Genomic DNA, 24,587 nt, shown 5'->3' with positions numbered 1-24,587 from the left:
GGAGATACTTATGGCAACAAAAATATTTGTTCACGGCTCAGGACACAAAGCAACAAGTTGGGAAAAAACAATTTCATACATGACAAACAACGAAGATATTGTATGTCCAAATTTATCCTCCATCCTTGAAGGGAAAGAGGCAAGCTACGAAAATCTATATTCTTCATTTGTAAAATATTGTAACGAATTTGACGGACAAATTCATTTATGCGGTCTTTCATTAGGTGGTATTTTTGGCTCTGAATTTTGCTTTGGATTTCCCGCAAAAAGTGAAAACATTAGTTTTAATCGGAACGCCATATAAAGTCCCGAAAGTAGCATTTAGTTTTCAAAATATAATTTTCAGATTTTTACCAAAATCTATTTTTGAAACTATGGCATTTGATAAAAAGAACACATTTGCTTTAGGGGACACTATGAAGAATTTAGATTTCAGTGATAGGGTGAAAAATATTAAGTGCCCCACTTTAATTCTTTGCGGAAAGAAAGACAGTGCAAATATGAAATCAGCGGATTACTTATCACAAAGTATTAGAAGCGCAGAATTGAAAATTATTGAGAATACAGGCCATGTTGTCAATGAAGAAAATCCAAAAGCCTTAGCAGATATATTGAATGAATACTATTTGAAAAATTCTTAAACAATTCTGAAAGAAACTCGAAAACTACAAGCATAAAAGTTTAGAAAATAAATAGCAAAGCCAGCCGAGCCAGTCAATGGTCAAGATGAACGGCGCATTTCATGCGCCGCCGTTGACAGTCCCGCCCGTCTTTGCTAAAGGGTAATCAAGGCGGGAAAGCCCTAAAATGGTTTCACACCTATTTCAATAATTGGAGGAGATAAAAATGAGATCAGAAAAGGAAGTTTATGATATTGTTTTGAATTTTGCAAAAACAGACAAACGCATTCGCATGGTTACTTTGGAAGGATCTAGAACAAATACAAATATTCCGCCTGATGATTTTCAGGATTTTGATATTACTTTTTTTTGTTACGGATATGGACAGCTTCACAAGTGATGATAAATGGCTAGATATATTTGGTGAAAGGTTGATTCTGCAAAAGCCGGAAGATATGGAATTATTTCCAGCTGTAGAAAAGGGATTTTCATATTTAATGCTGTTTACTGATGATGTTAAGATAGATTTAACTTTGCTGCCGCTGGAACTGATAGACGAGTATTTTACATGGGATAAACTGGTAAAGTTACTGTTGGATAAAGACAACCGTATCGTAAAGCCGCCAATACCAACGGATATAGACTACCACTTGCAGAAGCCTACTCAAAGAATGTTTGACGATTGCTGTAATGAATTTTGGAATACTACAACATATGTAGTAAAGGGCTTATGCCGCAAAGAAATTCTTTTTGCTATTGACCATATGAATGATATAGTACGAAAAGAATTGCTTCGCATGATTTCCTGGCTGATTGGTATCAAACAGGGATTTCATTTCAGTTTGGGAAAAAACTATAAATTTATGAAGCAATATGTCCCAGAGGAATTGTGGGAACGACTTATGTCCACTTATAATATGGATTCCTATCCCCATATGTGGGAATCCTTTGAACAATGTATGGCATTGTTCCGGGAGGTTTCGTCAGAAGTGGCATGCCAGTTGGATTACCAGTATCCACTATATGATGAAAAAATCAGTAATTATGTGATTCGGCAAAAGAAAAAATATGGCATTGAAGATGATAACAAATAAAATTTTTTCAATCGAAAAAATTTATTTTGATTATTCAATTTTGAAAAACTGAATACCTCAAAATCAGAAAGAGCGCGGACAAGCACTTTGAGGGATTGGCCGCCTTGTCCACCCATTCAGTGGGACGGCGGGTGGCGGTCAAGGCCGGGTGTAAACCCGTTCATTTCAGCCTTGACGGTTACCCGCTGTCCTGTTACTTTTCCGGGAGTGTAGCCACAACTTCGGGACACTTTGGAGCCGTTGACAAAGTAGTCTCAGAAAAACAGCAATAGGAAATTGAGCAGAAAAAAGACGCCCTGTGGCGTCATTTCATGGCCCATATCATCCGTTTCAGGTTCAAAGCGGTCGCTGAAAGGAGGCAATGATCCTCCGCTGCCTCTAAACCTCGCCGCAATATCTGCGTTAAATTGTGACCTCTCTTTTGAGCGGCAAAGGTGCCCTCACACCAGATCTGCCGCTTCTTGAGGGCTTCCCGGTAGATCGGATCGCTCAGGCGCGATAAATTCCGCTTCCGCTGCGCCGTAAAATAACTGTGCTCCAACTTCCGCGCGCCCCGCTTGTCCTGCTGGCTCAGGCATTTTTTGCGCAGAGGACAGCGTTGGCAATCCTGTTTGTCCGCCAGATACAGCCAGTACAGCCCGCTGGCACTGCGGTGGAGCGTATTCAGGCGCAGCAACTTGCCGTTGGGACAGACATAGGCATCCAAACTCTCATCATATTGAAATGCCTCCCGTTTCAGTTCCACATTGGTGCGGTCGTGAACTGCCTGTGGACGGACGAAAAATTGGATCTCCAACTCCTTCAGCGCCTGATGGGCCAGCGGGAAGTCATAGGCGGCATCCGCCGTCGCGGCCTGGATAGGCAGGATACTCCTGTGGATCCGCTCAATTTGCTCCAGGTAGGGCACAGAGTCATAGACATCGCCGGGTGTTACCGTTACATCCAAGATCACGCCGCAGTCCGTATCTACCGTCTGATGAGCGAGGTAATGTTGCCCGCGTGGCTTCCCCGGACGTTTCATATGTCCGGATTCCGGGTCTGTCCGACTGACCCACTTCCTGGTCTGACGCCGATCTTTTTTGATCTGTTTGACCCGCTTCTTTCGCCGTTTTCCTGTCCGGCGTTCCAATTCCTCCAGACCCTCTTCCTCATAGGTGTCCAACCGTTCCCAGTATACTCCGGGACTCTCCGGCAACTCCACCAGTTCCTCTGATGCCCAGGATGCGTTGGCCTTCACATGGGTGGAATCTGTTCCGACCAGCCGTCCACTAGCCAGACCCTTGGCGACGCACTGCCCCCACCACCTCCTCAAACAGCCGCCGGAAGATCTTCCGAAAACTCGGCTTTCGCCGCCGCAGTTGGGAGATGGTGCTGTGATCCGGCACCCGGTCAAACAGATCCAGGCCCAGATACCAGCGCAGGGCTACATCCGTCTGGATCCGCTGCTCGATCTGACGCTCCGAGGGGATGCCGTACAGAAAGCCCACCAGGAGGTATTTCACCAGCACCACCGGGTCGATGGGCGGACGCCCATACCGCCGGCTGTACAGGTGAGCGGTTTCCACGCGCACGAAAGAGAGATCCAAAGCGGCCTCCAGCCGCCGCAGGAAGTGATCCTGAGGCATGAGATCCTCGATGGTCACTGTGTGGAATTTGAGTTGCATTCCGCCACCGCCTTTCCCTCTTATTGTAGCATAATTTGGGGGAAAAGGGATTTTGTCAACAGCTCCACTTTGTCCACAAGTCGGAGCGTAGGACGAGGGACGGGGGCTTTCATATACGCCCTGTCTGCTGATGAAAACAGACCTGCGCTTGCGGCTCCACGCCACACAAGCACAGCCCTGTTTTCCTGCCGCCCCTCCCCGGCGGCAACGGCATTTTCACGGCAACGCCGACAGAGCGTATAACACACTACACTTTGCTTCGCAAAGTCGTGTGCCAAATGGGGGCGTTGCCCCCTTTGGAAACCCCCCACAAGAAAAGGCGGTACGCTACCCCTCTACGGGGCGCATACCGCCTTTTCTTGTTATCCAGCCCTCCGGCTGTATCGGTTGAGCAAAAGTCAGCGTGGGAATGGTGTGGTATCTTTATCTAAGTGAATCCCCGCGCTCCCATTTGCTAACCGCCCGGTCAGAGACATGGAGCGCCGCAGCCAGATCCTTTTGCGTCATATTCTTCTGTTTCCGGGCCTCCGCGATCAACATCCCGGTTCTCTCCCGATTCATCTTCATCACCTGACCCCAGTATAGCAAATCCGGCCCACATCCGCAACAAACGCAGCGTGGAGCCGGACTTTTTCGCCAGCTTTCTCCCTCATCGGGGCTCATTCAGAGCGCTCTCATCCCGCCAAGCTCCGTTGTCAAGCTGCCAGGCCACCGCACCTGCCAGATCCCCGTAACGCGCTCGCTTTTGGTCCTTTTTCTTTCAAGAAAAAGGATTACCGGAGGCCGGAGAGGTCTGCCAGCTCCTGGGAGCTACTGCTCTGGTTCAGATTCTGCAATCCAGCCAGGGTCGCCAGTGTGGTACCCAGCTGCGTCAGCAGCAGAGCTGTGCGGGTTAGCTCCTCTGTGCTCATGCTCTTGGCCAACGTCAACGCCAGCGCATAAACACTGGCGCTCTGCTCAAAGGCATCCATCCTGCTCCCCCCTCTTTGTAAGCACTATATGAGGAAGGACCCCCATTTATTTTTTCAGCAGCGATGCAAAATAGGCCTCCGCCTGCCACAGGTCCGTCTCTCCCTCGTACCGGAGGAAGAGCACCTGCCGGCCCAGCCGGGCCAGGACAAACTGGTAGTACCGGTCCTCGCCCCACCAGAGTTCATCCAGGCTGTCGGTCTCCGCCGCCGTCAGGGCGGGGTGGCCGTAAACTCCCAGAGAGGCGATTCGACCCCGGCTCAGCTCCTTCACAAGCCGCCGAGCTAAGCCCTCCGTCAGCAGGCGGTAGTGGGTGGTCTCTGCGGAGGAGATCACCGGATAGGAATCTCCCGGCTGGAGGGGTCCCTCCGCCTCTCCCAGGGACAGCTGGCGGGTCTCGTACATCCGGGGACAGAGCTCGAGGACCTTGGTGCGGCAGCTCCAAAACTCCGTCTGTTCCGCTCCCTCCAGATCCCGGAGGTCCACATAGACCACGCCAGCCTTGGGCACAGAATGGGTGTCTCCGCCGTCCCAGCCGTTAGTAAGGCTATTCCCATTTATATTTCGGAGGTTTCCCACCAGATGCAGCAGGAGGATGCCGATCAACGCACCATACAGACACCGGGCCAGCCATTTCTGCCGCCGGTAGGGCCGGGGCCGCTTTAGGGGAATGCCCTCCCGCAGCGACCGCAGCAGGCGGCGCATCGCCCGGACCTCGCACACCATCACCACCACACACAGCACCACGGCCAGCAGCCGCACCGTCAGCTCCCCGGGTGCAAATTCCTCCAGGGTGTCCAGCAGCGGCGTGTCGGAGGCCCAGTTCACCGCCGACAGGAAGTATATCGCTGCCGCCAACGCCAGCAGATTCCACACGCGGTCCCGGACCATCCTCCGCCTCAGGTAGCCATAGCCCAGGCCCTGGACCACCGGGTCCGTGTCCAGCTCCGGCGCCCCGGGGTCGTCGCACCGCCAGACATGGAAGGTGCCGGGGAGCGTGGCAACATACGTCCAGCCCATCTCCTGGTATGCCTCCATTAGCGCCGGGTCTGGGGCCTTTTCCTTTTTTGGCAAGGGCTGCATCCGGTAGCGGCAGTGTTTGGGCTCCCCCCGCGCAAAGAGCCCACTCCAGCCGGAAAAGCCCGTTAAATGCCAGCCTTGGGCGGACTGGTCTTCCAGCCAAGTCTCGTTGGCTGCCACGTCGTAGATGTTGGCCGGCCGCAGCTCGTCATAGGAATCCACTTTTCCCAGCTCACTCATCGGTACCTCCCCCTCATTGGAACTGCGCCAGTACGTCGGCATACTCGTCCAGATGCTTCTCCACACCAGTAACCCCAAAGGCTCCTACGTATAACACGACTCGTCCCTGCCAGAGAACAAGGAAGGTGTCCTCTCCCCGGCGGCCCAAGGACACGCCGTCAAAGCCCGGATCGTCCAGCTCGATCACATTCCCTTCTGCATAGTCCCGAATCCGCTCCTGCCACTCTCGGTAGAGGGGCTCCGCCAGGAATGAAAGCAGCAGCACATCGCCCTGGTTGATGAGCTTCCGCTCACCGGGATAATAGTCCCAAACATCATAGTGTCCAGGGGTCAGGAACGTGGGATTCATCAGGCAGACGCCGGAGGTGCGGTCCGCCTGGGTGAGCGTCTCGTCCACCTGCCAGCCCATGAGGCAGGGAATGGGCCGGTCCAGCTCCTCCAGGTCCGCCCCCCAGCTGGTGCCCAGCTGGGAGAGAGGATAGCCGATCACCAAAATATCCATCAGGATTGTAGCGCCCAAGATAAGCCCCGCTCGACGGCGCTCCCCCCGCCAAGACCCTGCGCGGGAACGGGGCAACCCAGCATCCATCTGCCTGCGGAGAAACCGGACCCGGCGCAAAAAAGCCGCCGTTTCCCACACCGCCCACACAAGCATCAGCATGCTCAGTGGTGCGCTGATCCCTACGCTGCGGATCAACGTCTCTACTGGGGTCTCGGAGCGAACAATCCGACTAATTACCAGCATGATCACCGCCACCAGTGCCAGCCAAGTCAAAATCAGGTTGCGCCGCTCTTTCCGCAACATCCTGTCCCGTGCCCAGGCGGCGGCCACCGGGTCTGTCTCCAGCTCTGGGGCATGGGGGTCTCGACAAATATAGATGTCATACTGGTCCACTTTGTTGGTGAGATATTCCCACCCCATCTCGTTAAAGAGCTCCTCCCGCTCCCGCCGGATATCCAGAGACTCATTTTTCGGCATAGGCATCAACCGGCAGCGGACCTGCGTGGGCTCCGTCCGCCGAAATCTGGCAAACCGGAAGCCGCATTCTTCCAACTGCCACCCTTTCGCAAACATCTCCTCCAGCCAGCTCTCCATGGTCCCGGTCTCCAGGCTGGTTTCAGGCATCAGCATCCGCTTTTTATCTTTCATCCCCATCCCTCCCGCTCTCCGTCCTCGACGCACAGCTTCAGGCGGCTCAGCTCCTGCCGGTAAAGGGCCCGTCCCCGCTCCGTGATGCGGTAGGTCCGCTTCCGGCCCTCCACCGCCGTCTCCTCAATGAGCCGCTCCTCCACGAACTTTCCCAGGATGGTGTACAGCGTCCCCGGTCCCAGGGGTACCCGGCCGGCAGTGGTGTTGTCCACGAACTCTACGATCTCCGTGCCGCACCGCTCCTGCCGCAGCAGCGAGAGCAGAACATAAAACATACTCTCTGTCAACACCCGCAGCGGTTCCCTGGCCATCCGCTCACCCCCAATATCGAAACGCGATATCCTTTTATTTTCAGCATAATATCGTAAGGCGATATTGTCAAGAGAAAGCGGTATTTTCCCTAAAACTTTGTCAAGATGTCTGTCTAAATAAGGGAAGTTTTAAATTCAAACTTGACGTTTTGGAAAATAAAGTGTAAAATTACACCACCAACGACAGGGATGTGAGACCGATGACGCGGGAAACTTTTGTCGCGGAGCTGGACCGGCAGGTAAAACTGGTACGAACGGAGTACGGCTTTACACAGGATGTGATGGCCCGTGTACTGGGAATTTCCAAAAAGACGCTGGTGGAGATTGAGAAGGGACGCTCCTCTCTGGGGTGGACCGGGGCCGTGGCACTGTGCTCCATTTTCTCCGGCAGCCAGGTGCTCTCCGGCCTGCTGGGGGGCGAGGCCGGGGAGCTGGTGCGGGCCCTGGCCTTTCAGAACCTACGGCCCTCCTATCCCAAGACGATGGGCGGCAAGGTGTGGTGGCGGTTCGTGGAGACGCTCGGCCCCTATACCATCCAGCAGAACCTGCTCTCCCAGCACTACCGGGCGCTGGACCCAGAGGACGGGCGGGTGTGCTCCTCCTTTGACCTGGAGGAAATCCGGCAGCAGTTGAGAGACTTGGAGGGAACGTCATGAAAAAATTGTTGCGGGCGATCGGCATTGCAATTCCTATTCTACTGTTTTTCGGCGGAGCCCTGCTGATCTTGTTCTTCTTTGGGAGCATGGGCATGTTTCCCCTCTATGTCACCCGGGTGATTCCCGTAGCCGGGATTGCCGTGATGGCGGCATGGATTCTCTCCGCCAGTGGTTATTTCTCTCCTAAAGTGAAGCGGGGGCTGGGTATGTGCGCGCTTCTGGTTTGCATGGGCTGTGTGGTGTCCATCGGAATAGGCGCCTATCGGGAGAGCTTGGCCACGGTGGATGACCGAGACCTCCTGTTGTGGCAGTATGAGCCTTTCAGCGAGGATAACCAGCTGGCCGCCTTGGACGGTCCGGCCTCTCTGGAACTGGATCACCGGCAGACACTGCGTCTGGACGGAGCTACGGCCCTGTACCCAGTGTACGCCGCTTTTGTCCAGGCGGTCTATCCGGAAGGAGAATACCCCCTTTATACTTCTACCGCCGACGGCAACGGGCAGGTAGCCTGTACTGGCACCATCGAAGCCTATGAGCGGCTGGTACAGGGCAATACGGACATGATCTTTGCCGCCGCCCCCTCCCAGGACCAGCTGGACATGGCGGAGGAGGCAGGGGTGGAACTGCACCTGACCCCGATCGGCAAGGAGGCCTTTGTCTTCTTCGTCAACAGCCGCAACCCAGTCACAAATCTGTCCGTAGAGGAGATTCAGGGCATCTACACGGGGGAGATCACCAACTGGTCCCAGGTGGGCGGCAACCGGCAAAGCATCCGCCCCTTTCAGCGGGCGGAGAACAGCGGCAGCCAGTCCGCCCTGCTGCGGCTGATGGAGGGCTTGCCCTTGCTGGAACCGGAGGAAGAGGAACGCATCGCCGGGATGGGCGGCATTATCCGAGAAGTGGCCAGCTATCGAAATTATCAAAACGCCATCGGCTTCTCCTTCCGGTTCTACGCAACAGAAATGGTGCAAAATGGGGATATCCGGCTGCTGGCTCTGAACGGTGTGGAGCCCACCCGGGAGAGCATCCGGAACGAGAGCTATCCCATCACCTCTGCGTTCTATGCTGTCACCGCCTCCCGCGTGGGGGAACCACCTCTTGAGGAGCGAAGCGAAGCCGCAACCGCCCTTTTGCAGTGGATTCTCTCCCAGGAGGGCCAGGAGCTGGTAGAACGGACAGGCTATGTGCCGATTTCCTGAATACCAGCTGTAGCGGATGGAAGATAGGTTGATCTCCTCAATCTTATATCTCACTTTTTAACTAAATATAATCGTTTTTTTCTATTTTTTTGAAAGCTCTTGCATTTTTTTTTGAAAGTCGTATAATAGACCATACGACGAAGCAAGAAGCAGGAGTAGACAACACATGCAGAGAAAACCACGTATCTTGGCCGTGGGCAGTTTCGTGATGGACGTCATTGCCACCACCGAGCGAATTCCCCCCGCTGGTCAAACCGTTTATGGCAGAGAATTCCATATGGCTCCCGGGGGAAAGGGGGCCAATCAGGCACTTCAATGTGCCCGTCTGGGTGCTGAAGTCACCATGATGGGCTGTGTAGGAGACGATCTCTTTGGAGAAAAACTATTGGAGCCGCTGCGGGCAGCCGGCATCCATCTGGACCATGTGGCGGTACACAAGGGCGTGAGCTCCGGCGTAGGACATGTAACGCTGGAGGTCATGGAGCACACCGCACAAAACCGCATTGTTGTGATTCCAGGTGCCAATCAAACCTTGAAGCTGGAAGAAATCTCTTGGTTGCGGGAGGAGATTGGCAGCTATGATTTGGTTTTGCTACAGCTGGAAATCCCCATTGAGGTGAACCGGACGGTGGCTCGATGGGCCAAGGAGGCCGGTGTGCCGGTGATGCTGAACCCCGCCCCCGCCACGGAGCTGGACGACGAGCTGTTGAGCTTGGTGAGCTGGCTGATCCCCAATGAGCAGGAGGCCTCGATGGAGACCCACTTACCGCTTCGAACGGACGCAGAGGGCCCTCTGAAAAGTGATCTGAGAAACATCGCCGCAAAGCTGTGGGACAAAGGTGTGGAGCACATTGTCATCACCTTGGGCGGACATGGTGCCGTTGTGGTTAAGGCGGACGGCCTGACCTATATCCCCTGTGTGTCCATGAGGCATGTGGCGGACCCCACTGCTGCCGGCGACTCCTTCGTAGGTGCTCTGGCTGTGGGGGTGACTTTGGGGCTGTCCCATGCACAGGCACTGGAGTTTGCCGCCTATACCGCAGCTTTGACTGTCTCTCGGATGGGCGCCATGCCCTCCTTGCCCACACTGGAAGAGGTTCTGACCCTAATGCGGGAACGGGGCTGTCAGGCTCCCGCCCGTTTAGATGTACTGAAAGCTTGACTTGGATAGGAGGTAAACCCGCATGCGGATTTTATGTTATGGCGACTCTGATACCTACGGCCATGACCCCCGCTCCCCTCTGGGAAAGCCCTATCCGCCGGATGTTCGCTGGACAGATCGGCTGGCTCGCGCCACCGGCTGGGAGGTGCTCAATGCCGGTCTGAACGGCCGGGAGATTCCCCACCTTCCCGGTGAACTCCGGGATGCGGAGGCGCTCTTTGCCGCCGCCAGCCCCTTTGACCAGGCAGTGGTGTTCCTGGGCAGCAACGACATGATGCAGGGTCTCTCGGCTCAGGAGGTCGCTGCGCGGATGGAGGCGTTTTTAGGCCGCCTCACCGCCTATCCGCTCCTTCTGCTGACACCGGTTCCCATGGTCTCCGGCACCTGGGTGACGGAGGAACGGCTGGTAACGGAGTCCGCCAAGCTGGCGGATTACTACAAGGCGCTGGCCCGGCGGCTGGGCATTCATTACGCGAATCCCGGCGCCTGGGACATTGAAATGGCCTTTGACGGTGTCCACTACTCTGAGGAGGGGCACCGCGTCTTCGCCCTGCGGATGCAGGATACGCTGGAGTCCATTTCTTCTCACACAATGCCATGACTAAGCGGGAGCATCCATTGGATGCTCCCGCTAGTTTCTTCTGAATAATCTCTTACCTCCCGCTGATGGGTCGTATGTAGTCGACAGCGACTTCCTTTCCCTGAGCATTGTACCAAGTCAGGGTTTCCAAATCCAGATGGCTGGCCTCTGTCCGGCTGTCCACCTCCGTGCAGACCAGGAAACGGGACTGACGTGGGATCTCTGTCTGATAGGCGGTCCCGTCCAAGGTGAACGTGGCGCAGGTGATCTGCTCTCCGGTGTTTCTTCCTCCCAGCAGCAGGTATTTCCTCCCGTCTGTTTCCACGATCTCATCCCGGAAGCTCCCGCCGCCATAGCCGAGACCCGCCACCCGGTACCGCCCGGTTAGGCTGCGCTCCAGAATGGCGCGGCCCAGATCCAGGTTCTCTCCCAGCTCCAGAAGGACGTAAGTTCTATCCCCTAAGGTGACGGCATCGTAAAGCTTGACCACAGGCGGCTCCGCAGTGCTGCCGTGGAGATAGAAGTCCTGAATACACTCTGCCGCGTTGCTCCGGTCCGGTGCAATCGGGTAGGCGCTCTGATAGAGCCACGCGGCGCATACACAAAGGGCCACCAGCCCTCCCAGCAACCACATACACCTCTTTGCTCTCATAGAAACCATCCCCTCTCATCCTCTGATTCTACCGGATTCTCCCTGAAAACGCAAGAGAAACCGTCTGTGTCTGCTCACACAGGCGGTTTCTCCTCTAAAACCTCCACAGTATTCATTCCGTAGTATATAAACAGCGCCAGCGCCTCCGGTGTAATGCGTTCCCCGCTCACCGCCACGGGAACCGCCGGGGGACAACCGACAATGGGTGCACCGCAGATCCGGCCCAGGGCCTCCGCCGCCGGGACTATCTCTCTGGAAGAGAACATGGCCTGCCGAATGGAGCACACCCTCTCCCCTCTCGCCAGGGGCAGCGGCGGGTGGTCCGCCGCAGGCGCCCAGCTGGTCCCCAGCGCCTGCAAAAGCCGCGCCCCGTCCTCCGGTGCGTTTTCCGGCGTGGCCATCAGCACCAGGAAATCCGGGTCCGCATACTCGCACTCCACGCCGGAGCGCCGCAGGCGCGCCGCCAGGTCCCAGCCGGCGATACCCTGCGGCGCGGAAACCGTCAGCCGCAGCGGATCGCTAAGTTCCGTCCGCCAGCCGGCCTCCGCCAGCTTTGTCCGCAGCGCCGCAAGGCGCTCCACCGTCTCCGCCAGACGGGCGGGATAATCCTCCGCCAAATAGCGATTACAAAGGTCCAAAGATTCCAGAATCAGGTAGGAGGGGCTGGTGGAACCAAAGAGAGCCATTGCCTCCTTCATCCTCCCCGCCAAAGCCTCCGGCGCTGTTTTGGACACGTGAAGATACGCCCCACCGGTGAGGGATGGCAGCGTCTTGTGGGCAGAGTCGCAGCACAGGTCCGCTCCCAGGTCCAGCGGATGGCAGGAGGGATGCAGGAAACGCAAATAGGCCCCGTGGGCGTTATCCACCAGCAGCGGCACCCCATGCCGGTGGCAGATGGGCGCCAGCGCAGAGATATCCGCCATGCCCCCCAGGTAATCCGGGCTGGTGAGATATACGGCGGCAGGCGGCTCCGGGAGAGCAGAGAGCGTTTGCTCCAGATTTTTCTCTGAGATGGGACAGCCGCAAAGAGAACGGCTCTCCTCCGGCCAGAGCCACACCACCTCCAAGTCCAGCAATGCGGCGGCGGATATAAAAGCGCGGTGGATATTTCGGGCAGCCACCACGGTCCGAGACTTTCCGGCCGTCACTGCCAGATACAGCATGGCCCGGATACACTGGCTGGCGCCTTCGGTTGCATAGCAGGTGCGGCGGGAGCCGAAGAGAGCCCCGGCGTTTTTCTCACTCTCAGCGATGATGCCCTCCGCCTCATACAATGCGTCGGCCCCGGCGATCTCCGTGATATCCCAAGGCTCACAGCCCAGGAAGGGCCGTCCCTTATGACCTGGCATGTGAAAACGAACGGCATCAGAGGCGGCGTACCGCCGGACAAAGTCCGCGATGGGCGTGTTCATAGAGCAGTCTCTTTCGCTGCTTTCATCATGATGGCGCACTCAATCCGCTTGCGGAAGAGCTCGCAGCCGGCTTCGTACACACCCCGGATGGAGCCGGTGGCATGATAGGCGTTGGCGGCACAGCCGCCGGAGCAGTAGAGCTTCGCCCAGCAGTCGGCACAGTCAGGGCGGGCGTAGGCGTTGCAGGCGCGGAACTCCTCTCGCAGAGCTGTGTTCGTCACGCCGTTCCACACGTCTCCCAGCTTGTATGCCTCCTCCCCCACGAACTGGTGGCAGGGGTACAGGTCTCCCCAGGGCGTCACAGCCATGTATTCCGTACCAGAGCCGCAGCCGGAGATCCGCTTGTAAACACAGGGCCCACTGGTCAGGTCCAGCATATAGTGATAGAACGTGATGGGCCGTCCCTCCCGCTCCCGGCGCAGCATGTCCTTCGCCAGCAGCTCGTACTGCTCCTTAACGGTATCCAAGTCCTCCGCTGTCAGCTCCGCCGGGTCCCCCGGGGCGCAAACCACCGGCTCCATGCTCAGCTCCGTGAAGCCCAGATCATCGGCCATATGGAAGAGGTCCTTCGTGAAGTCCGGGTTGGCGTGGGTAAAGGTTCCCCTCATGTAATAATTTTTCCCGCCACGGGCCGCCACCAGCTTCTGGAACTTGGGTACAATCCGGTCATAGCTGCCGTTTCCCGCATAATCCACCCGAGTCCGGTCGTTGATCTCCTTCCTGCCATCCAGGGACAGCACCACATTGCTCATCTCCCGGTTGGCAAAGTCGATCACGTCGTCGTCAATCAGCATACCGTTCGTGGTGAGAGTGAAGCGGAAGTTCTTCCCTCGTTCTTTCTCCACGCTTCTGGCATAAGCCACCAGACGCTTGACCACGTCCCAGTTCATCAGCGGCTCGCCGCCAAAGAAATCCACCTCCAGGTTCCGCCGGCTGCCGGAGTGATCCATGAGAAAGTCCAGAGCCCGCCTGCCCACCTCGAAGCTCATCAGCGCCCGATCACCGTGATACTTGCCCTGGCTGGCAAAGCAGTACCCGCAGTTGAGGTTGCAGGTATGGGCCACGTGTAGGCACAGCGCCTTCACCACGTCACCGGATCGCTCCTTGAATGTGCCCGCCATCTCCGCAAAGGTATCCGGGGTGAACAGCTTCCCACTATCCTTCAGGCTCTGTACGTCGGCAATGCACGTCCGCACATCCTCCTCCGTCACGTCAGGGCGGCTGTCGTACTTTTCCAACAAGGTAGAGACGATCTCCTCCGGCGTGTGGGTCTCAAACATTGCGATCACGTCATAGGCCACCTCGTCCACCACGTGGATGCCGCCAGAACAAGTGTCCAAGACGATGTTGTATCCATTCAGTTGATATTGATGTACCATAGCAGGTCCTCTCTGACAGAAAAAGCGCCGCCTTCCGGCGGCGGCTTTTTTATTTCCCGGTGTTCTCACACTTCTGGTTGGCCACGCCGCAGCTGGTTTTGCATGCGGACTGGCAGGAGGTCTGGCACTCGCCGCAGCCGCCGTTCTTGGCGCTCTCGCACAGGTTCCGGGTCTCCAGAGTCTTGATTCTTTCCATGACGCTCTCTCCATTCTTTTCATGATCGGGCCGTTCCGCAGGGGACGGCTGGCTTATCAGAGGAATTTTACCATAAGCAGCCGGGAAAGTCAAGGTCATAGGCTCACACTCCCTGTTCAAGATGATGGCTGACGGGTTGTAACTCCGGCGATTTCGCCAGTGTGCCTTGCACAAAACAGTTTTATATTCTATAATGATTAAAAGAAAAATAGCGTATATGTGTTATAATGCCAATTAAATAAATTTGAAGTTGTGGAGGTGAAAGATATTATGTTGAGACCAAAAGAGGTAGTGTGTAAGTGGGTAGATGCTTTTAATAACCATGATGTAGAAGAAATTACAAGTCTTTATCACGAAGATGCAACAAATCATCAAGTAACCAATGAACCCGCTGTCGGAATTGAAGCAATTCGAGCAATGTTCACGAACGAGTTTGCTTCGGCGGATATGACTTGCATTGTAGAGCATATATTTGAAGATGGACAGTGGGCAATTTTAGAGTGGAAAGACCCGTTAGGGCTGAGAGGCTGCGGATTTTTTCACGTGGTGAATGGAAAGATTTTGTTCCAAAGAGGATATTGGGATAAACTATCCTTTTTGAAAGAACATAACCTACCGATTGAATGGAATCCAGTTTAAGCGAGAGACAAAATAAAAAACTGAATTACCCTTGCACTTGGCAGATAGTTTCTGGATACATAACAAGGATACCCGGCAAACCTTTCATCGATTTGCCGGGTATCCTTATATCAACACAAATCTAGAACAGGGAGGACTCACACTCCCTTTTTCCTTTTGAAGTGATGGATTCTACCTTATTTTGGTTATTGATACTTTACGCGGTCATTGCGATAGGCACAGGGGTACTTGTAGTAATGTTAAATGGCAAGAATAAAATATAGATTGATCGGGCAATTCCAATCAGTGGGAACCTTATCGAAAAAGAGGGAATCCACATATCTTCGCTCCGGCACTGCCAGCCCGGATTTGACGGTACACGCTTCCTATGCTAGAATAGAGATCGTATTTGTTTACAAGGAGCGTCACCTATGGAACCAAATGTCAGTATTATTGTGCCGGTCTACAATGCGGAGAACACCATTCAACGCTGTGTAGACAGCATTCTGGACCAGCAATACACCGATTTTGAGCTGCTGCTGGTGGATGACGGCAGTCAGGATGGCTCTGGCGCCATCTGCGATGCCTATGCCGCTCAGGACGCCCGGGTCCGGGTCTTTCATCAGAAGAACGCCGGCGTCTCTGCGGCAAGGAATCATGCCCTGGACCATGCCCAAGGCGTCTATCTGCAGTTTTTAGATAGCGACGACTGGATCACGCCGGATGCCACCCGTTCCCTAGTGCGGGCGGCGGAAAACCACCGATGCGACCTGGTGATTGCCGACTTCTACCGGGTTGTGGGGGAACGGCTCTCCCGCAAGGGCGATATTGATGAGGACACGCTGATGACCCGTGAAGCCTATGCCGCCCACATGATGGAAAATCCGGCGGATTTTTATTACGGCGTCCTTTGGAATAAGCTTTATCGCCGGAAGCTGGTGGAACAATATCGTCTGCGCATGGACCCTGAGATCAGCTGGTGCGAGGACTTCATGTTCAATCTGGAATATATCCGCCGTGCCAAGCGTTTTTATGCGCTGCAACTTCCGATCTATTACTATGTAAAAACGAAAGGCTCTCTGGCCACCCAAGGACTCAGCCTCACCAAAACAGTAAAAATGAAGTTGAGCGTATTTGAATACTACCAACAGTTTTTTAAAGAGGTTCTGGATGAGGAAGAGTACGAGCGCAGCCGGCTCAAGGTCTACCGCTTCCTGGTGGATGCCGCGGGAGATGGCGCAGTTCCTCCCCTTCCTACCGCACAGCGGCTTGGAAGTGAGCGGGTACGCGCCTGCTCCGGCGGTCTTTTGGGACAGGGCTGCCTGTGCGATTCCTTCCGGAACCGAAAGCTGCTGGAATACCATCTGGAAACCGCAGCTTTGAAAAATGACCTGTCCACACAGGAGGCACTGCTCCTACTGGCCCTGCGACAGTTGGAACGTCCCTGTACCCGGCGGGAGCTGGCAGACTTCACGGGGTTGTCTCGCGGCACACTCACGCTCTCCTTGCAGCGCCTGGGCGGAAAAGGCCTGATTGAGACAGAGACTCCCTCCGACGCAGACGAGCGCTGTCCGGTACTCACGGCGGAAAGCGCGTCGGTTCTGCGGGATCTAGAAATCGCATTGGCAGACTGGCAGGCAATCCGCCTGGATGGCTTTACCCAGGAGGAATGTGTTCAGTATCACGCCATGATGGAACGTATTAACGGAAACATCCAGAACTTTCTCCAATAAAGAAAGCCCCCGCCCGTGCGCCTCTATGGAAAACGCGCAGGGCGGGGATTTCTTAAATCGGCGCATCGGCTGCAGACTCCCGTCTGAGCAGCCGGTAAACCTGGAAAAACACCACTACAATAAAGATGACAAACACCACTGTTGCGCGAATGCTGCCGATCATTGCACAGGTGTCATAGAATCCGTGGAGAAATACCGCCCACACATATCCAAGGCATAGATTCCTCCGGACTCCAGCTCCATCGTCTTGGCTTTCACTACGTTTTGCGCGGCCATAAAAAACTCCCATATATACTGCAAAAGCCATATGCCCCGGTACCGCCAGCAATGCCCTGGGCAACGCCACAGACAGACCATAATGCAAAATGTACTGGATATTTTCAAATGCGGCGAACCCCAGAGATACAAACACCGCATAGACAATTCCATCAAAACGATAATTAAAAGCCGGATGCCGCCAAGTACAGCACTTCATCAGCCAGAATTTGGTCCCTTCTTCGATCATAGCCACCACGAGAAAGGCCGTCAGCACCACATAGATTGGGCTGCTGGGAGATACCAGAAGTTTCAGAAGAGACTCCGCCAAACTTTCCAGGAAGCCAGAGCAAACCGCAGACACCACGCCCATCAGCAGTAAAAGAGCCAGCAGCCCAGGCGGCTCCTTTTCCACCGTGTCATGGCGGTAAATAAAGCGCAGCAAAAAAATTGCTGGCAGAATTGCAGCCAGAATATAAACTATTAAAATCGGTAAAACAGGCAGGATTGGCAAAATATAGAACATAATAATGGCTCCTCTCTCTGCCGTTCAGTGTAACATGTCCGGCAAAAAAAGACAACCGCCGGTTTTATCCATGTGATCACTCAGACAAAAGCGGGCTATACATCATAATCGCATCATTGGATAAAAGAAACTCTTCTCCCAGAAGCCGTCCCTCCTGGTCATAGGTCAAGCGGAACAGCTCATTGTGCCGAATATAGCCGCCCCAGGCCGCCTGTTCTATTCTGGGATTTCTCTCTAGAATTTCATAGCGGTGCTCAGGAATACGCGTGGCACGCCATTCTCCCTCCAGATATTCCTCCCCCACCCATACGTGCAGTTGGAAAACCTGGTCCGTATCATTGCGGATCATCAAATCTCTGTGTGGATAGGCACAGGTGGCGCCGCTGCCAAAAGGCTGGGTCCGATCGGCATCCGGAAAGACATCGTGGGAGTGCCGGTAGCGCTCCACAACCGTCAGAGGCGTATGGAGGGTCATCCAGAAGATAAGATTGGAGAGCTGACAAAGTCCACCGCCCACATCGCTGCCAATCTGCCCTAGAAAAAGTACCATACCGTCCAAGTAGCCCTTTTTCCGGGTAGGCTTTCCAATGATTCTCCAATAGCTAAATGTTTCGCCTGGGAATAGGAGGATACCATCCAGCCGGGCGGCTGCCAGCTTCAGATTGACAACCTTGTTCCTCTGGAGCTTCATCTCCTCGCCCCGCAGCTGTCGGAACAGCGGTGTCTGGTGCGCGAATTGGACATAGGACAGCATCTCCCGCTGCCGCGTCCTTGCCCAGTGGAAACGAGGAGCGCCCCAGAGAAGATATCGCCTCCAGGTATAGTAGGCCTTCCCAAGCCGCAGGCGGAGCCAACTCCGTGAGATCGGCTGGTGCAAGGAGCGGTCTGTGGGGTTTACCATTTGTTCCCTCACCTCCACGCGGCTATTGTACCATATCCATATTCGGGTCACAAGATATCACGTGACAATAAAAAAGTACCCCCCCGACAGTTTTCCTGTCGGGGGAAAGATGTTGGCACTACCTATTTTTCCAGGCCGTCGCCAGCCAAGTATTGTCGGCAGAGACGAGCTTAACTACCGTGTTCGGAATGGGAACGGGTGGACCCTCGCCCTAATCAGCACCAACTTATGTCATCCGGTTAGCCCGGAAAACAAACTATATTATACACTGTTCGCACTCTTTTGTCAAGAGATTTCTATCCCCAAGCCGCAAACCAGTGCAACATTTGCGATTCGGAAAGGAAAAGCAGCGGAGGGAACCAGCTTTCGCGCTTGCGCGGAAGCCTGTGGTCCGCAGCTTGCTTTGACATGGTGACCCGTACCGGATTCGAACCGATGTTAACGGCGTGAGAGGCCGCTGTCTTAACCACTTGACCAACGGGCCATGGTGCACCTTCACGGACTCGAACCGGGGACCCACTGATTAAGAGTCAGTTGCTCTACCAACTGAGCTAAAGGTGCATACTTTCTTTCGAGAAAGAAAGTATGCAAAGAAAGCTTTCACAAGCTCTCCAGCTCCTCTCTTTCTGTCCGAGGTGTGCGCGTCTGCACCCTCAAAACTGAACAATGTGTCTTACTTATTCTTTCAGGCCGCCTGCTTCTTCTTTCGTAGGTCAAGCCCTCGGGCTATTAGTACCGGTCAGCTCCACACATTACTGCGCTTCCACCTCCGGCCTATCAACCAGGTAGTCTTCCTGGGCCCTTACCCTCTTTCGAGGTGAGAGATCTCATCTTAGGGGGAGTTTCACGCTTAGATGCTTTCAGCGTTTATCTCGTCCGTACTTAGCTACCCAGCTATGCCCTTGGCAGAACAACTGGTGCACCAGAGGTACGTCCATCCCGGTCCTCTCGTACTAAGGACAGCTCCCTTCAAATCTCTTACGCCCGCAACAGATAGGGACCGAACTGTCTCACGACGTTCTGAACCCAGCTCGCGTGCCACTTTAATCGGCGAACAGCCGAACCCTTGGGACCGAATTCAGCCCCAGGATGTGACGAGCCGACATCGAGGTGCCAAACCTCCCCGTCGCTGTGGACGCTTGGGGGAGATCAGCCTGTTATCCCCAGGGTAGCTTTTATCCGTTGAGCGATGGCATTTCCACTCACATACCACCGGATCACTAACTCCAACTTTCGTTACTGCTCGACCCGTCGGTCTCGCAGTTAGGCTGGCTTATACGTTTACACTCACTGCACGATTTCCGTCCGTGCTGAGCCAACCTTTGAGCGCCTCCGTTACCTTTTAGGAGGCGACCGCCCCCAGTCAAACTGCCCGCCTAACAGTGTCCCCCGACCGGATTCACGGCCGCAGGTTAGAAATCCAGCAATCCAAGAGTGGTATCCCACCGGCGACTCCACCCGAGCTGACGCCCGGGCTTCTCTGTCTCCCACCTATCCTGTACATGAATTACCGAATTCCAGTATTAAGCTGCAGTAAAGCTCCATGGGGTCTTTCCGTCTAGTTGCGGGTAACTGGTATCTTCACCAGTACTACAATTTCGCCGGGCGGGCTGTTGAGACAGTGCCCAAATCATTACGCCTTTCGTGCGGGTCAGAACTTACCTGACAAGGAATTTCGCTACCTTAGGACCGTTATAGTTACGGCCGCCGTTTACCGGGGCTTCAATTCAATGCTTCGGCCTTGCGGCCTGACATCTCCTCTTAACCTTCCGGCACCGGGCAGGCGTCAGCCCATATACGTCATCTTTCGATTTAGCATAGACCTGTGTTTTTGGTAAACAGTTGCTTGGGCCTATTCTCTGCGGCCTCTTTCGAGGCTCCCCTTATTCCGAAGTTACGGGGTCAACTTGCCGAGTTCCTTAACAACCCTTCTCCCGTTGGCCTTAGGATTCTCTCCTCATCTACCTGTGTCGGTTTGCGGTACGGGCACCTTAGCATACCCCAGAGCTTTTCTCGCCTCCAAGCATCGCCGACTTCGCTACTATATTTTCGCTCCCTTTCGCCCGGGGCAACCAACGCCCGGGTTCGGCTATCTCAAAGTGTCCCTCTGGCTTAAGTTTCGGTGGTTACGGAATTTCTACCGTATGTGCATCGCCTACGCCTTTCGGCCTGAGCTTAGCTCCCGACTTACCTTGGGCGGACGAACCTTCCCCAAGAAACCTTAGATTTTCGGCCATTATGATTCCCACATAATTCTCGCTACTCATTCCGGCATTCTCACTTCCATACAGTCCACCGCTGCTTCCGCTGCGACTTCGCCCCGTATGGAACGCTCCCCTACCACTGCTATTACTAGCAATCCTAAGCTTCGGTTGTATGCTTAGCCCCGTTATATTTTCCGCGCAGAGTCACTCGACCAGTGAGCTATTACGCACTCTTTTAATGAGTGGCTGCTTCTAAGCCAACATCCTGGTTGTTTTCGCAACTCCACATCGTTTTCCACTTAGCATACATTTGGGACCTTAGCTGTAGGTCTGGGCTGTTTCCCTTTTGACAATGAAACTTATCTCACACTGTCTGACTGCTATGCATCAATTAGCCGGCATTCTGAGTTTGATAGGCGTCGGTAACTTTATCAGCCCCTAAACCATTCAGTGCTTTACCTCCGGTAATCTAACATAACGCTAGCCCTAAAGCTATTTCGGGGAGAACCAGCTATCTCCGAGTTCGATTGGAATTTCACCGCTACCCACAAGTCATCCGCCACCATTGCAACGGGGGTCGGTTCGGTCCTCCATGGGGTTTCACCCCCACTTCAACCTGCTCATGGGTAGGTCACCCGGTTTCGGGTCTATGGCAACGAACTTCATGCGCCCTATTCAGACTCGCTCTCGCTTCGCCTCCGGTACTGAATACCTTAAGCTTGCTCGTTACTATAACTCGCCGGACCGTTCTACAAAAAGTACGCCATCAGCCATTAACGGCCTTTGACAGTTTGTAAGCACAAGGTTTCAGGTTCTCTTTCACTCCCCTCCCGGGGTCCTTTTCACCTTTCCCTCACGGTACTGCTCCTCTATCGGTCATCAGGTAGTATTTAGGCTTGGAGGGTGGTCCCCCCTGTTTCCCACCGGGTTTCACGTGTCCGGCGGTACTCTGGATCCGATCTCACGGCCTTCTCTTTCGCCTACGGGACTCTCACCCTCTGTGGTGGGCCTTCCCAGACCCTTCGGCTAGATAACTTCCGCTAAATGATCGTCCGCAACCCCGGGGAATAAATCCCCCGGTTTGGCCTCTTCCGCGTTCGCTCGCCACTACTTGCGGAATCTCGGTTGATGTCTTTTCCTCGCCCTACTTAGATGTTTCAGTTCAGGCGGTTCCCTTCCTACGCCTATTTGATTCAACGCAGGATGACGGCGTATTGCGCCGCCGGGTTGCCCCATTCGGATATCCCCGGATCAATGGATATTTGCTCCTCCCCGAGGCTTTTCGCAGCTTGTCACGTCCTTCTTCGGCTCCTGATGCCAAGGCATTCCCCTTGCGCTCTTTCCAGCTTGACCTGCTCGCCGCAAAGTCCGCTTACCTCCATCTCCACTTTGCTTTGGGAATGGGAGTCGCGGCCTCTGCCCGAGTTGTCAGAGAAATCTTGGTTCTCGTTTAAAGAATTATGCAGGCTTCACAGATTCTTGAAATTGTAATTGTACCCTCATCTTTTCAGATGTTGTTCCACAATTAAATTCACGTGCCATACTTCCGTATGGCGCCTCTCTGTTGCCTTACTTCACTTTCATTCACATTGTTCAGTTTTCAAGGTGCAGATCGTCGAAAGAAACTTCACTTCACTTGCTTTCCCTCTCGGCAAAGCTCGCGCCACTTTGTTCTTTCTCCTTTTCCCATTTCAAACACACTGTCGCTTTGAAACAGAAATCCTCTAACTGCTTTTGCAGTCAGATTTGAAGATCCAACCTCGCAGTTGGGTCTTCAAATCCAAAAGCAAATCTCTTGCTTGGTGGGCCTGAGTGGGCTCGAACCACCGACCTTACGATTATCAGTCGTACGCTCTAGCCAGCTGAGCTACAGGCCCGTCTGGTGGAGATTAGCGGGTTCGAACCGCTGACCTCCTGCTTGCAAGGCAGGCGCTCTCCCAGCTGAGCTAAACCCCCATTCTCCGGGCTCCCCTCCGCCTTTCGGACGTATGCCCTCTAAATTAAACAACGTAACTCTTAAAAACCAAACGCTGACCAGGATGTTTCAAGCACTTCTTTCAGTACTTGAGGTCTCCTTAGAAAGGAGGTGATCCAGCCGCACCTTCCGATACGGCTACCTTGTTACGACTTCACCCCAATTATCGAACCCACCTTCGGCCGCGCCCCCCTTGCGGTTAGGCTACGGACTTCGGGTGTTCCCGACTCTCATGGTGTGACGGGCGGTGTGTACAAGGCCCGGGAACGTATTCACCGCGGCATGCTGATCCGCGATTACTAGCGATTCCGACTTCACGCAGGCGGGTTGCAGCCTGCGATCCGAACTGGGACGGCTTTTGGGGGTTCGCTCCTCCTCGCGGATTTGCATCCCTCTGTTAACCGCCATTGTATTACGTGTGTAGCCCAGGACATAAGGGGGCATGATGATTTGACGTCGTCCCCCACCTTCCTCCGTTTTGTCAACGGCAGTCTCGCTAGAGTGCTCTTGCGTAGCAACTAACAATAGGGGTTGCGCTCGTTGCGGGACTTAACCCAACATCTCACGACACGAGCTGACGACAACCATGCACCACCTGTCTCTACTTTCCCCGAAGGGCACCTAATGTATCTCTACTTCGTTAGTAGGATGTCAAGCCCTGGTAAGGTTCTTCGCGTTGCTTCGAATTAAACCACATAATCCACCGCTTGTGCGGGCCCCCCGTCAATTCCTTTGAGTTTCAACCTTGCGATCGTACTCCCCAGGTGCAATACTTATTGTGTTAACTGCGGCACGCAGGGGGGTCAGTCCCCCGCACACCTAGTATTGATCGTTTACAGCGTGGACTACCAGGGTATCTAATCCTGTTTGCTCCCCACGCTTTCGCGCCTCACCGTCAGTTGCCGTCCAGTCATCCGCCTTCGCCACTGGTGTTCTTCCTTATATCTACGCATTTCACCGCTACACAAGGAATTCCGATGACCTCTCCGGTACTCAAGACCAGCAGTTTCAAACGCAGTTCCAGGGTTGAGCCCTGGGATTTCACGCCTGACTTGCCAGCCCGGCTGCACGCCCTTTACACCCAGTAAATCCGGACAACGCTTGCCACCTACGTATTACCGCGGCTGCTGGCACGTAGTTAGCCGTGGCTTATTCGTCAGGTACCCTCTTCTACTGTTCCCTGACAAAAGAAGTTTACAACCCGAAAGCCTTCTTCCTTCACGCGGCGTTGCTGGGTCAGACTTGCGTCCATTGCCCAATATTCCCCACTGCTGCCTCCCGTAGGAGTCTGGGCCGTATCTCAGTCCCAATGTGGCCGGTCAACCTCTCAGTCCGGCTACCCATCGTCGCCTAGGTGGGCCGTTACCCCGCCTACTAGCTAATGGGACGCGAGGCCATCTTTCAGCGATAAATCTTTGACATCAATGGGATGCCCCATTCATGTGTCATGCGGTATTAGCAGTCGTTTCCAACTGTTGTCCCCCTCTGAAAGGCAGGTTCCTCACGCGTTACTCACCAGTCCGCCACTAAGCATTCCCTTCCTTTGGCCGAAACCTCATTCAGGGGTGCTCCGTTCGACTTGCATGTGTTAAGCACGCCGCCAGCGTTCGTCCTGAGCCAGGATCAAACTCTCTATAAAATCGTATCAACACAAGCCTTCCGGCTTGAGCTAATCTTTCATAGAGCTATTTCCATAGCTTCATTCTTTTGCTCCGTCCCTTCGGTAATTGACTCAACCCGAAGCCCGGAGCTCTTCGTCGGTTCTTTCGAACCGTCCGTCTGGTGCTTTTCGTTCGTTACGTTGTTTAATTTACAAGGTACACGCCGCTTTATCGGCGGAAGTCCATTATAGCAGATCAGCTTTCATTTGTCAACCACTTTTTTTGGCTTTTTTTCGCCGCTCTGTGGTGCATCCCGCTGTGCTGCTGGACAGCTTTGTTAGATTACCAAATCTTCTCCCCTTTGTCAATACCTTTTTCCAATCTTTTTTTGGTTTTTTGTCGAAAAATCTTCTTCATGGATTGTCTCTCGATTCTATTTTCCATAATATCCCTTGTGCTGCAAGGGTTTC

At 54.3% G+C, this 24,587-nt stretch carries 21 protein-coding genes, 4 tRNA genes, 3 rRNA genes and 1 pseudogene; 9 read left to right on the top strand and 20 right to left on the bottom strand.

Annotation, left to right across the window (positions count from 1 at the left end; translation table 11 throughout):
- Positions 1 to 10: 10 nt before the first annotated feature.
- The 3 genes and pseudogenes from KJS55_RS17425 (at position 11) to KJS55_RS14440 (ending at position 1,714) form a co-directional block, all read left to right on the top strand.
- Positions 11 to 304 (top strand): hypothetical protein, encoded by a 294-nt coding sequence (locus tag KJS55_RS17425; RefSeq protein ID WP_228300552.1) that lies wholly within the window; start codon positions 11 to 13, stop codon positions 302 to 304.
- Complete coding sequence (locus KJS55_RS17420; protein ID WP_228300551.1) at positions 234 to 641, top strand: alpha/beta fold hydrolase; 408 nt, start codon at positions 234 to 236, stop codon at positions 639 to 641. Before KJS55_RS17425 ends, KJS55_RS17420 begins: the two co-directional genes overlap by 71 nt.
- A 205-nt stretch (positions 642 to 846) precedes the next feature.
- A pseudogene (locus KJS55_RS14440) lies at positions 847 to 1,714 on the top strand (aminoglycoside 6-adenylyltransferase AadE).
- Between the two features lie 304 nt (positions 1,715 to 2,018).
- On the opposite strand, the gene KJS55_RS14435 reads toward KJS55_RS14440, so the two are convergent.
- The 7 genes from KJS55_RS14435 to KJS55_RS14405 form a co-directional block, all read right to left on the bottom strand.
- Positions 2,019 to 3,026, bottom strand: a complete 1,008-nt coding sequence (locus KJS55_RS14435) for a transposase (protein ID WP_213543619.1) — start codon at positions 3,024 to 3,026, stop codon at positions 2,019 to 2,021.
- Positions 2,983 to 3,378, bottom strand: a complete 396-nt coding sequence (locus KJS55_RS14430) for a transposase (protein WP_213543618.1) — start codon at positions 3,376 to 3,378, stop codon at positions 2,983 to 2,985. Before KJS55_RS14430 ends, KJS55_RS14435 begins: the two co-directional genes overlap by 44 nt.
- A 423-nt stretch (positions 3,379 to 3,801) precedes the next feature.
- Complete coding sequence (locus KJS55_RS14425; protein WP_228300550.1) at positions 3,802 to 3,945, bottom strand: helix-turn-helix domain-containing protein; 144 nt, start codon at positions 3,943 to 3,945, stop codon at positions 3,802 to 3,804.
- A 206-nt stretch (positions 3,946 to 4,151) separates the two neighbouring features.
- The gene (locus tag KJS55_RS14420) at positions 4,152 to 4,349 is read right to left on the bottom strand and encodes a DUF6774 domain-containing protein (RefSeq protein WP_187032771.1); all 198 of its coding nucleotides are present in this window, start codon (positions 4,347 to 4,349) and stop codon (positions 4,152 to 4,154) included.
- A 46-nt stretch (positions 4,350 to 4,395) separates the two neighbouring features.
- A complete protein-coding gene (locus tag KJS55_RS14415; protein ID WP_213543617.1) occupies positions 4,396 to 5,607 on the bottom strand; it encodes a DUF2812 domain-containing protein in 1,212 nt (403 codons plus the stop codon).
- A 13-nt stretch (positions 5,608 to 5,620) separates the two neighbouring features.
- On the bottom strand, positions 5,621 to 6,757 hold the full coding sequence (locus KJS55_RS14410) for a DUF2812 domain-containing protein (protein ID WP_213543616.1): 1,137 nt from the start codon (positions 6,755 to 6,757) through the stop codon (positions 5,621 to 5,623).
- Complete coding sequence (locus KJS55_RS14405; RefSeq protein WP_187032765.1) at positions 6,754 to 7,068, bottom strand: PadR family transcriptional regulator; 315 nt, start codon at positions 7,066 to 7,068, stop codon at positions 6,754 to 6,756. Before KJS55_RS14405 ends, KJS55_RS14410 begins: the two co-directional genes overlap by 4 nt.
- A gap of 200 nt (positions 7,069 to 7,268) precedes the next feature.
- Between KJS55_RS14405 and KJS55_RS14400 the strand changes: the two genes are divergently transcribed.
- The 4 genes from KJS55_RS14400 to KJS55_RS14385 all read left to right on the top strand — a co-directional run bounded on the left by KJS55_RS14400 (position 7,269) and on the right by KJS55_RS14385 (position 10,686).
- Positions 7,269 to 7,724: a helix-turn-helix transcriptional regulator gene (locus KJS55_RS14400; protein ID WP_187032763.1), complete on the top strand. Its 456-nt coding sequence runs from the start codon at positions 7,269 to 7,271 to the stop codon at positions 7,722 to 7,724.
- Positions 7,721 to 8,923 (top strand): PstS family phosphate ABC transporter substrate-binding protein, encoded by a 1,203-nt coding sequence (locus KJS55_RS14395; RefSeq protein ID WP_187032761.1) that lies wholly within the window; start codon positions 7,721 to 7,723, stop codon positions 8,921 to 8,923. The genes KJS55_RS14400 and KJS55_RS14395 overlap by 4 nt, the downstream gene beginning before the upstream one ends.
- Positions 8,924 to 9,089: 166 nt before the next feature.
- Complete coding sequence (locus KJS55_RS14390) at positions 9,090 to 10,085, top strand: ribokinase (RefSeq protein ID WP_213543615.1); 996 nt, start codon at positions 9,090 to 9,092, stop codon at positions 10,083 to 10,085.
- Positions 10,086 to 10,107: 22 nt separating this feature from the next.
- A complete protein-coding gene (locus KJS55_RS14385) occupies positions 10,108 to 10,686 on the top strand; it encodes a GDSL-type esterase/lipase family protein (protein WP_187032756.1) in 579 nt (192 codons plus the stop codon).
- A gap of 52 nt (positions 10,687 to 10,738) precedes the next feature.
- Here the strand turns inward: KJS55_RS14385 and KJS55_RS14380 are convergent, their stop codons facing one another.
- From KJS55_RS14380 to scfA, 4 genes are all read right to left on the bottom strand, one after another.
- On the bottom strand, positions 10,739 to 11,317 hold the full coding sequence (locus tag KJS55_RS14380; RefSeq protein WP_187032754.1) for a hypothetical protein: 579 nt from the start codon (positions 11,315 to 11,317) through the stop codon (positions 10,739 to 10,741).
- 74 nt (positions 11,318 to 11,391) lie between these two features.
- Positions 11,392 to 12,729, bottom strand: coding sequence for an aminotransferase class I/II-fold pyridoxal phosphate-dependent enzyme (locus KJS55_RS14375; RefSeq protein WP_213543614.1), 1,338 nt, complete (start codon positions 12,727 to 12,729; stop codon positions 11,392 to 11,394).
- On the bottom strand, positions 12,726 to 14,108 hold the full coding sequence (gene scfB, locus KJS55_RS14370; RefSeq protein WP_187032750.1) for a thioether cross-link-forming SCIFF peptide maturase: 1,383 nt from the start codon (positions 14,106 to 14,108) through the stop codon (positions 12,726 to 12,728). Before scfB ends, KJS55_RS14375 begins: the two co-directional genes overlap by 4 nt.
- A gap of 49 nt (positions 14,109 to 14,157) precedes the next feature.
- Positions 14,158 to 14,304, bottom strand: a complete 147-nt coding sequence (gene scfA, locus KJS55_RS14365; RefSeq protein ID WP_187032748.1) for a six-cysteine ranthipeptide SCIFF — start codon at positions 14,302 to 14,304, stop codon at positions 14,158 to 14,160.
- 270 nt (positions 14,305 to 14,574) lie between these two features.
- On the opposite strand from scfA, the gene KJS55_RS14360 reads away from it, so the two are divergent.
- Both KJS55_RS14360 and KJS55_RS14355 read left to right on the top strand, forming a co-directional pair.
- Positions 14,575 to 14,943 (top strand): nuclear transport factor 2 family protein, encoded by a 369-nt coding sequence (locus KJS55_RS14360; protein WP_428846514.1) that lies wholly within the window; start codon positions 14,575 to 14,577, stop codon positions 14,941 to 14,943.
- A gap of 410 nt (positions 14,944 to 15,353) precedes the next feature.
- Positions 15,354 to 16,655 carry a glycosyltransferase gene (locus KJS55_RS14355; protein ID WP_187032746.1) on the top strand — a complete coding sequence of 434 codons (1,302 nt, stop codon included), beginning with the start codon at positions 15,354 to 15,356 and terminating at the stop codon, positions 16,653 to 16,655.
- Between the two features lie 52 nt (positions 16,656 to 16,707).
- On the opposite strand, the gene KJS55_RS14350 is transcribed toward KJS55_RS14355, so the two are convergent.
- The 9 genes from KJS55_RS14350 to KJS55_RS14310 all read right to left on the bottom strand — a co-directional run bounded on the left by KJS55_RS14350 (position 16,708) and on the right by KJS55_RS14310 (position 24,155).
- Positions 16,708 to 17,436 (bottom strand): PrsW family intramembrane metalloprotease, encoded by a 729-nt coding sequence (locus KJS55_RS14350; protein ID WP_213543613.1) that lies wholly within the window; start codon positions 17,434 to 17,436, stop codon positions 16,708 to 16,710.
- Between the two features lie 76 nt (positions 17,437 to 17,512).
- Positions 17,513 to 18,337 carry a VanW family protein gene (locus tag KJS55_RS14345; RefSeq protein ID WP_213543612.1) on the bottom strand — a complete coding sequence of 275 codons (825 nt, stop codon included), beginning with the start codon at positions 18,335 to 18,337 and terminating at the stop codon, positions 17,513 to 17,515.
- Positions 18,338 to 18,447: 110 nt separating this feature from the next.
- Positions 18,448 to 18,563, bottom strand: a 5S ribosomal RNA gene (gene rrf, locus KJS55_RS14340).
- Between the two features lie 183 nt (positions 18,564 to 18,746).
- Positions 18,747 to 18,821, bottom strand: a tRNA-Glu gene (locus KJS55_RS14335).
- Between the two features lies 1 nt (position 18,822).
- Positions 18,823 to 18,898 (bottom strand) — tRNA-Lys (locus tag KJS55_RS14330).
- 148 nt (positions 18,899 to 19,046) lie between these two features.
- A 23S ribosomal RNA gene (locus KJS55_RS14325) occupies positions 19,047 to 21,894 on the bottom strand.
- 447 nt (positions 21,895 to 22,341) lie between these two features.
- Positions 22,342 to 22,418, bottom strand: a tRNA-Ile gene (locus KJS55_RS14320).
- Between the two features lie 3 nt (positions 22,419 to 22,421).
- A tRNA-Ala gene (locus KJS55_RS14315) sits at positions 22,422 to 22,497 on the bottom strand.
- A 123-nt stretch (positions 22,498 to 22,620) separates the two neighbouring features.
- A 16S ribosomal RNA gene (locus KJS55_RS14310) occupies positions 22,621 to 24,155 on the bottom strand.
- The 16S, 23S and 5S rRNA genes sit together here with 4 tRNA genes alongside, the layout of an rRNA operon.
- Between the last annotated feature and the right edge of the window lie 432 nt (positions 24,156 to 24,587).

The sequence above is a fragment of the Pusillibacter faecalis genome, from assembly GCF_018408705.1.
GTDB lineage: Bacteria > Bacillota > Clostridia > Oscillospirales > Oscillospiraceae > Oscillibacter > Oscillibacter faecalis.
Note: the sequence above shows the minus strand (reverse complement) of the source record. Positions and strands in the feature narration are given on the sequence as shown.

Coding starts and splice junctions, on each gene's coding strand:
- KJS55_RS14350 (WP_213543613.1), bottom strand. CDS start 17,436: ATGTTCTATATTTTGCCAATCCTGCCTGTTTTACCGATTTTAATAGTT.
- KJS55_RS14425 (WP_228300550.1), bottom strand. CDS start 3,945: ATGAAGATGAATCGGGAGAGAACCGGGATGTTGATCGCGGAGGCCCGG.
- KJS55_RS14375 (WP_213543614.1), bottom strand. CDS start 12,729: ATGAACACGCCCATCGCGGACTTTGTCCGGCGGTACGCCGCCTCTGAT.
- KJS55_RS17425 (WP_228300552.1), top strand. CDS start 11: ATGGCAACAAAAATATTTGTTCACGGCTCAGGACACAAAGCAACAAGT.
- scfA (WP_187032748.1), bottom strand. CDS start 14,304: ATGGAAAGAATCAAGACTCTGGAGACCCGGAACCTGTGCGAGAGCGCC.
- KJS55_RS14400 (WP_187032763.1), top strand. CDS start 7,269: ATGACGCGGGAAACTTTTGTCGCGGAGCTGGACCGGCAGGTAAAACTG.
- KJS55_RS14410 (WP_213543616.1), bottom strand. CDS start 6,757: ATGAAAGATAAAAAGCGGATGCTGATGCCTGAAACCAGCCTGGAGACC.
- KJS55_RS14380 (WP_187032754.1), bottom strand. CDS start 11,317: ATGAGAGCAAAGAGGTGTATGTGGTTGCTGGGAGGGCTGGTGGCCCTT.
- KJS55_RS14360 (WP_428846514.1), top strand. CDS start 14,575: ATGTTGAGACCAAAAGAGGTAGTGTGTAAGTGGGTAGATGCTTTTAAT.
- KJS55_RS14405 (WP_187032765.1), bottom strand. CDS start 7,068: ATGGCCAGGGAACCGCTGCGGGTGTTGACAGAGAGTATGTTTTATGTT.
- KJS55_RS14395 (WP_187032761.1), top strand. CDS start 7,721: ATGAAAAAATTGTTGCGGGCGATCGGCATTGCAATTCCTATTCTACTG.
- scfB (WP_187032750.1), bottom strand. CDS start 14,108: ATGGTACATCAATATCAACTGAATGGATACAACATCGTCTTGGACACT.
- KJS55_RS14345 (WP_213543612.1), bottom strand. CDS start 18,337: ATGGTAAACCCCACAGACCGCTCCTTGCACCAGCCGATCTCACGGAGT.
- KJS55_RS14355 (WP_187032746.1), top strand. CDS start 15,354: ATGGAACCAAATGTCAGTATTATTGTGCCGGTCTACAATGCGGAGAAC.
- KJS55_RS14430 (WP_213543618.1), bottom strand. CDS start 3,378: ATGCAACTCAAATTCCACACAGTGACCATCGAGGATCTCATGCCTCAG.
- KJS55_RS14415 (WP_213543617.1), bottom strand. CDS start 5,607: ATGAGTGAGCTGGGAAAAGTGGATTCCTATGACGAGCTGCGGCCGGCC.
- KJS55_RS14420 (WP_187032771.1), bottom strand. CDS start 4,349: ATGGATGCCTTTGAGCAGAGCGCCAGTGTTTATGCGCTGGCGTTGACG.
- KJS55_RS14385 (WP_187032756.1), top strand. CDS start 10,108: ATGCGGATTTTATGTTATGGCGACTCTGATACCTACGGCCATGACCCC.
- KJS55_RS14390 (WP_213543615.1), top strand. CDS start 9,090: ATGCAGAGAAAACCACGTATCTTGGCCGTGGGCAGTTTCGTGATGGAC.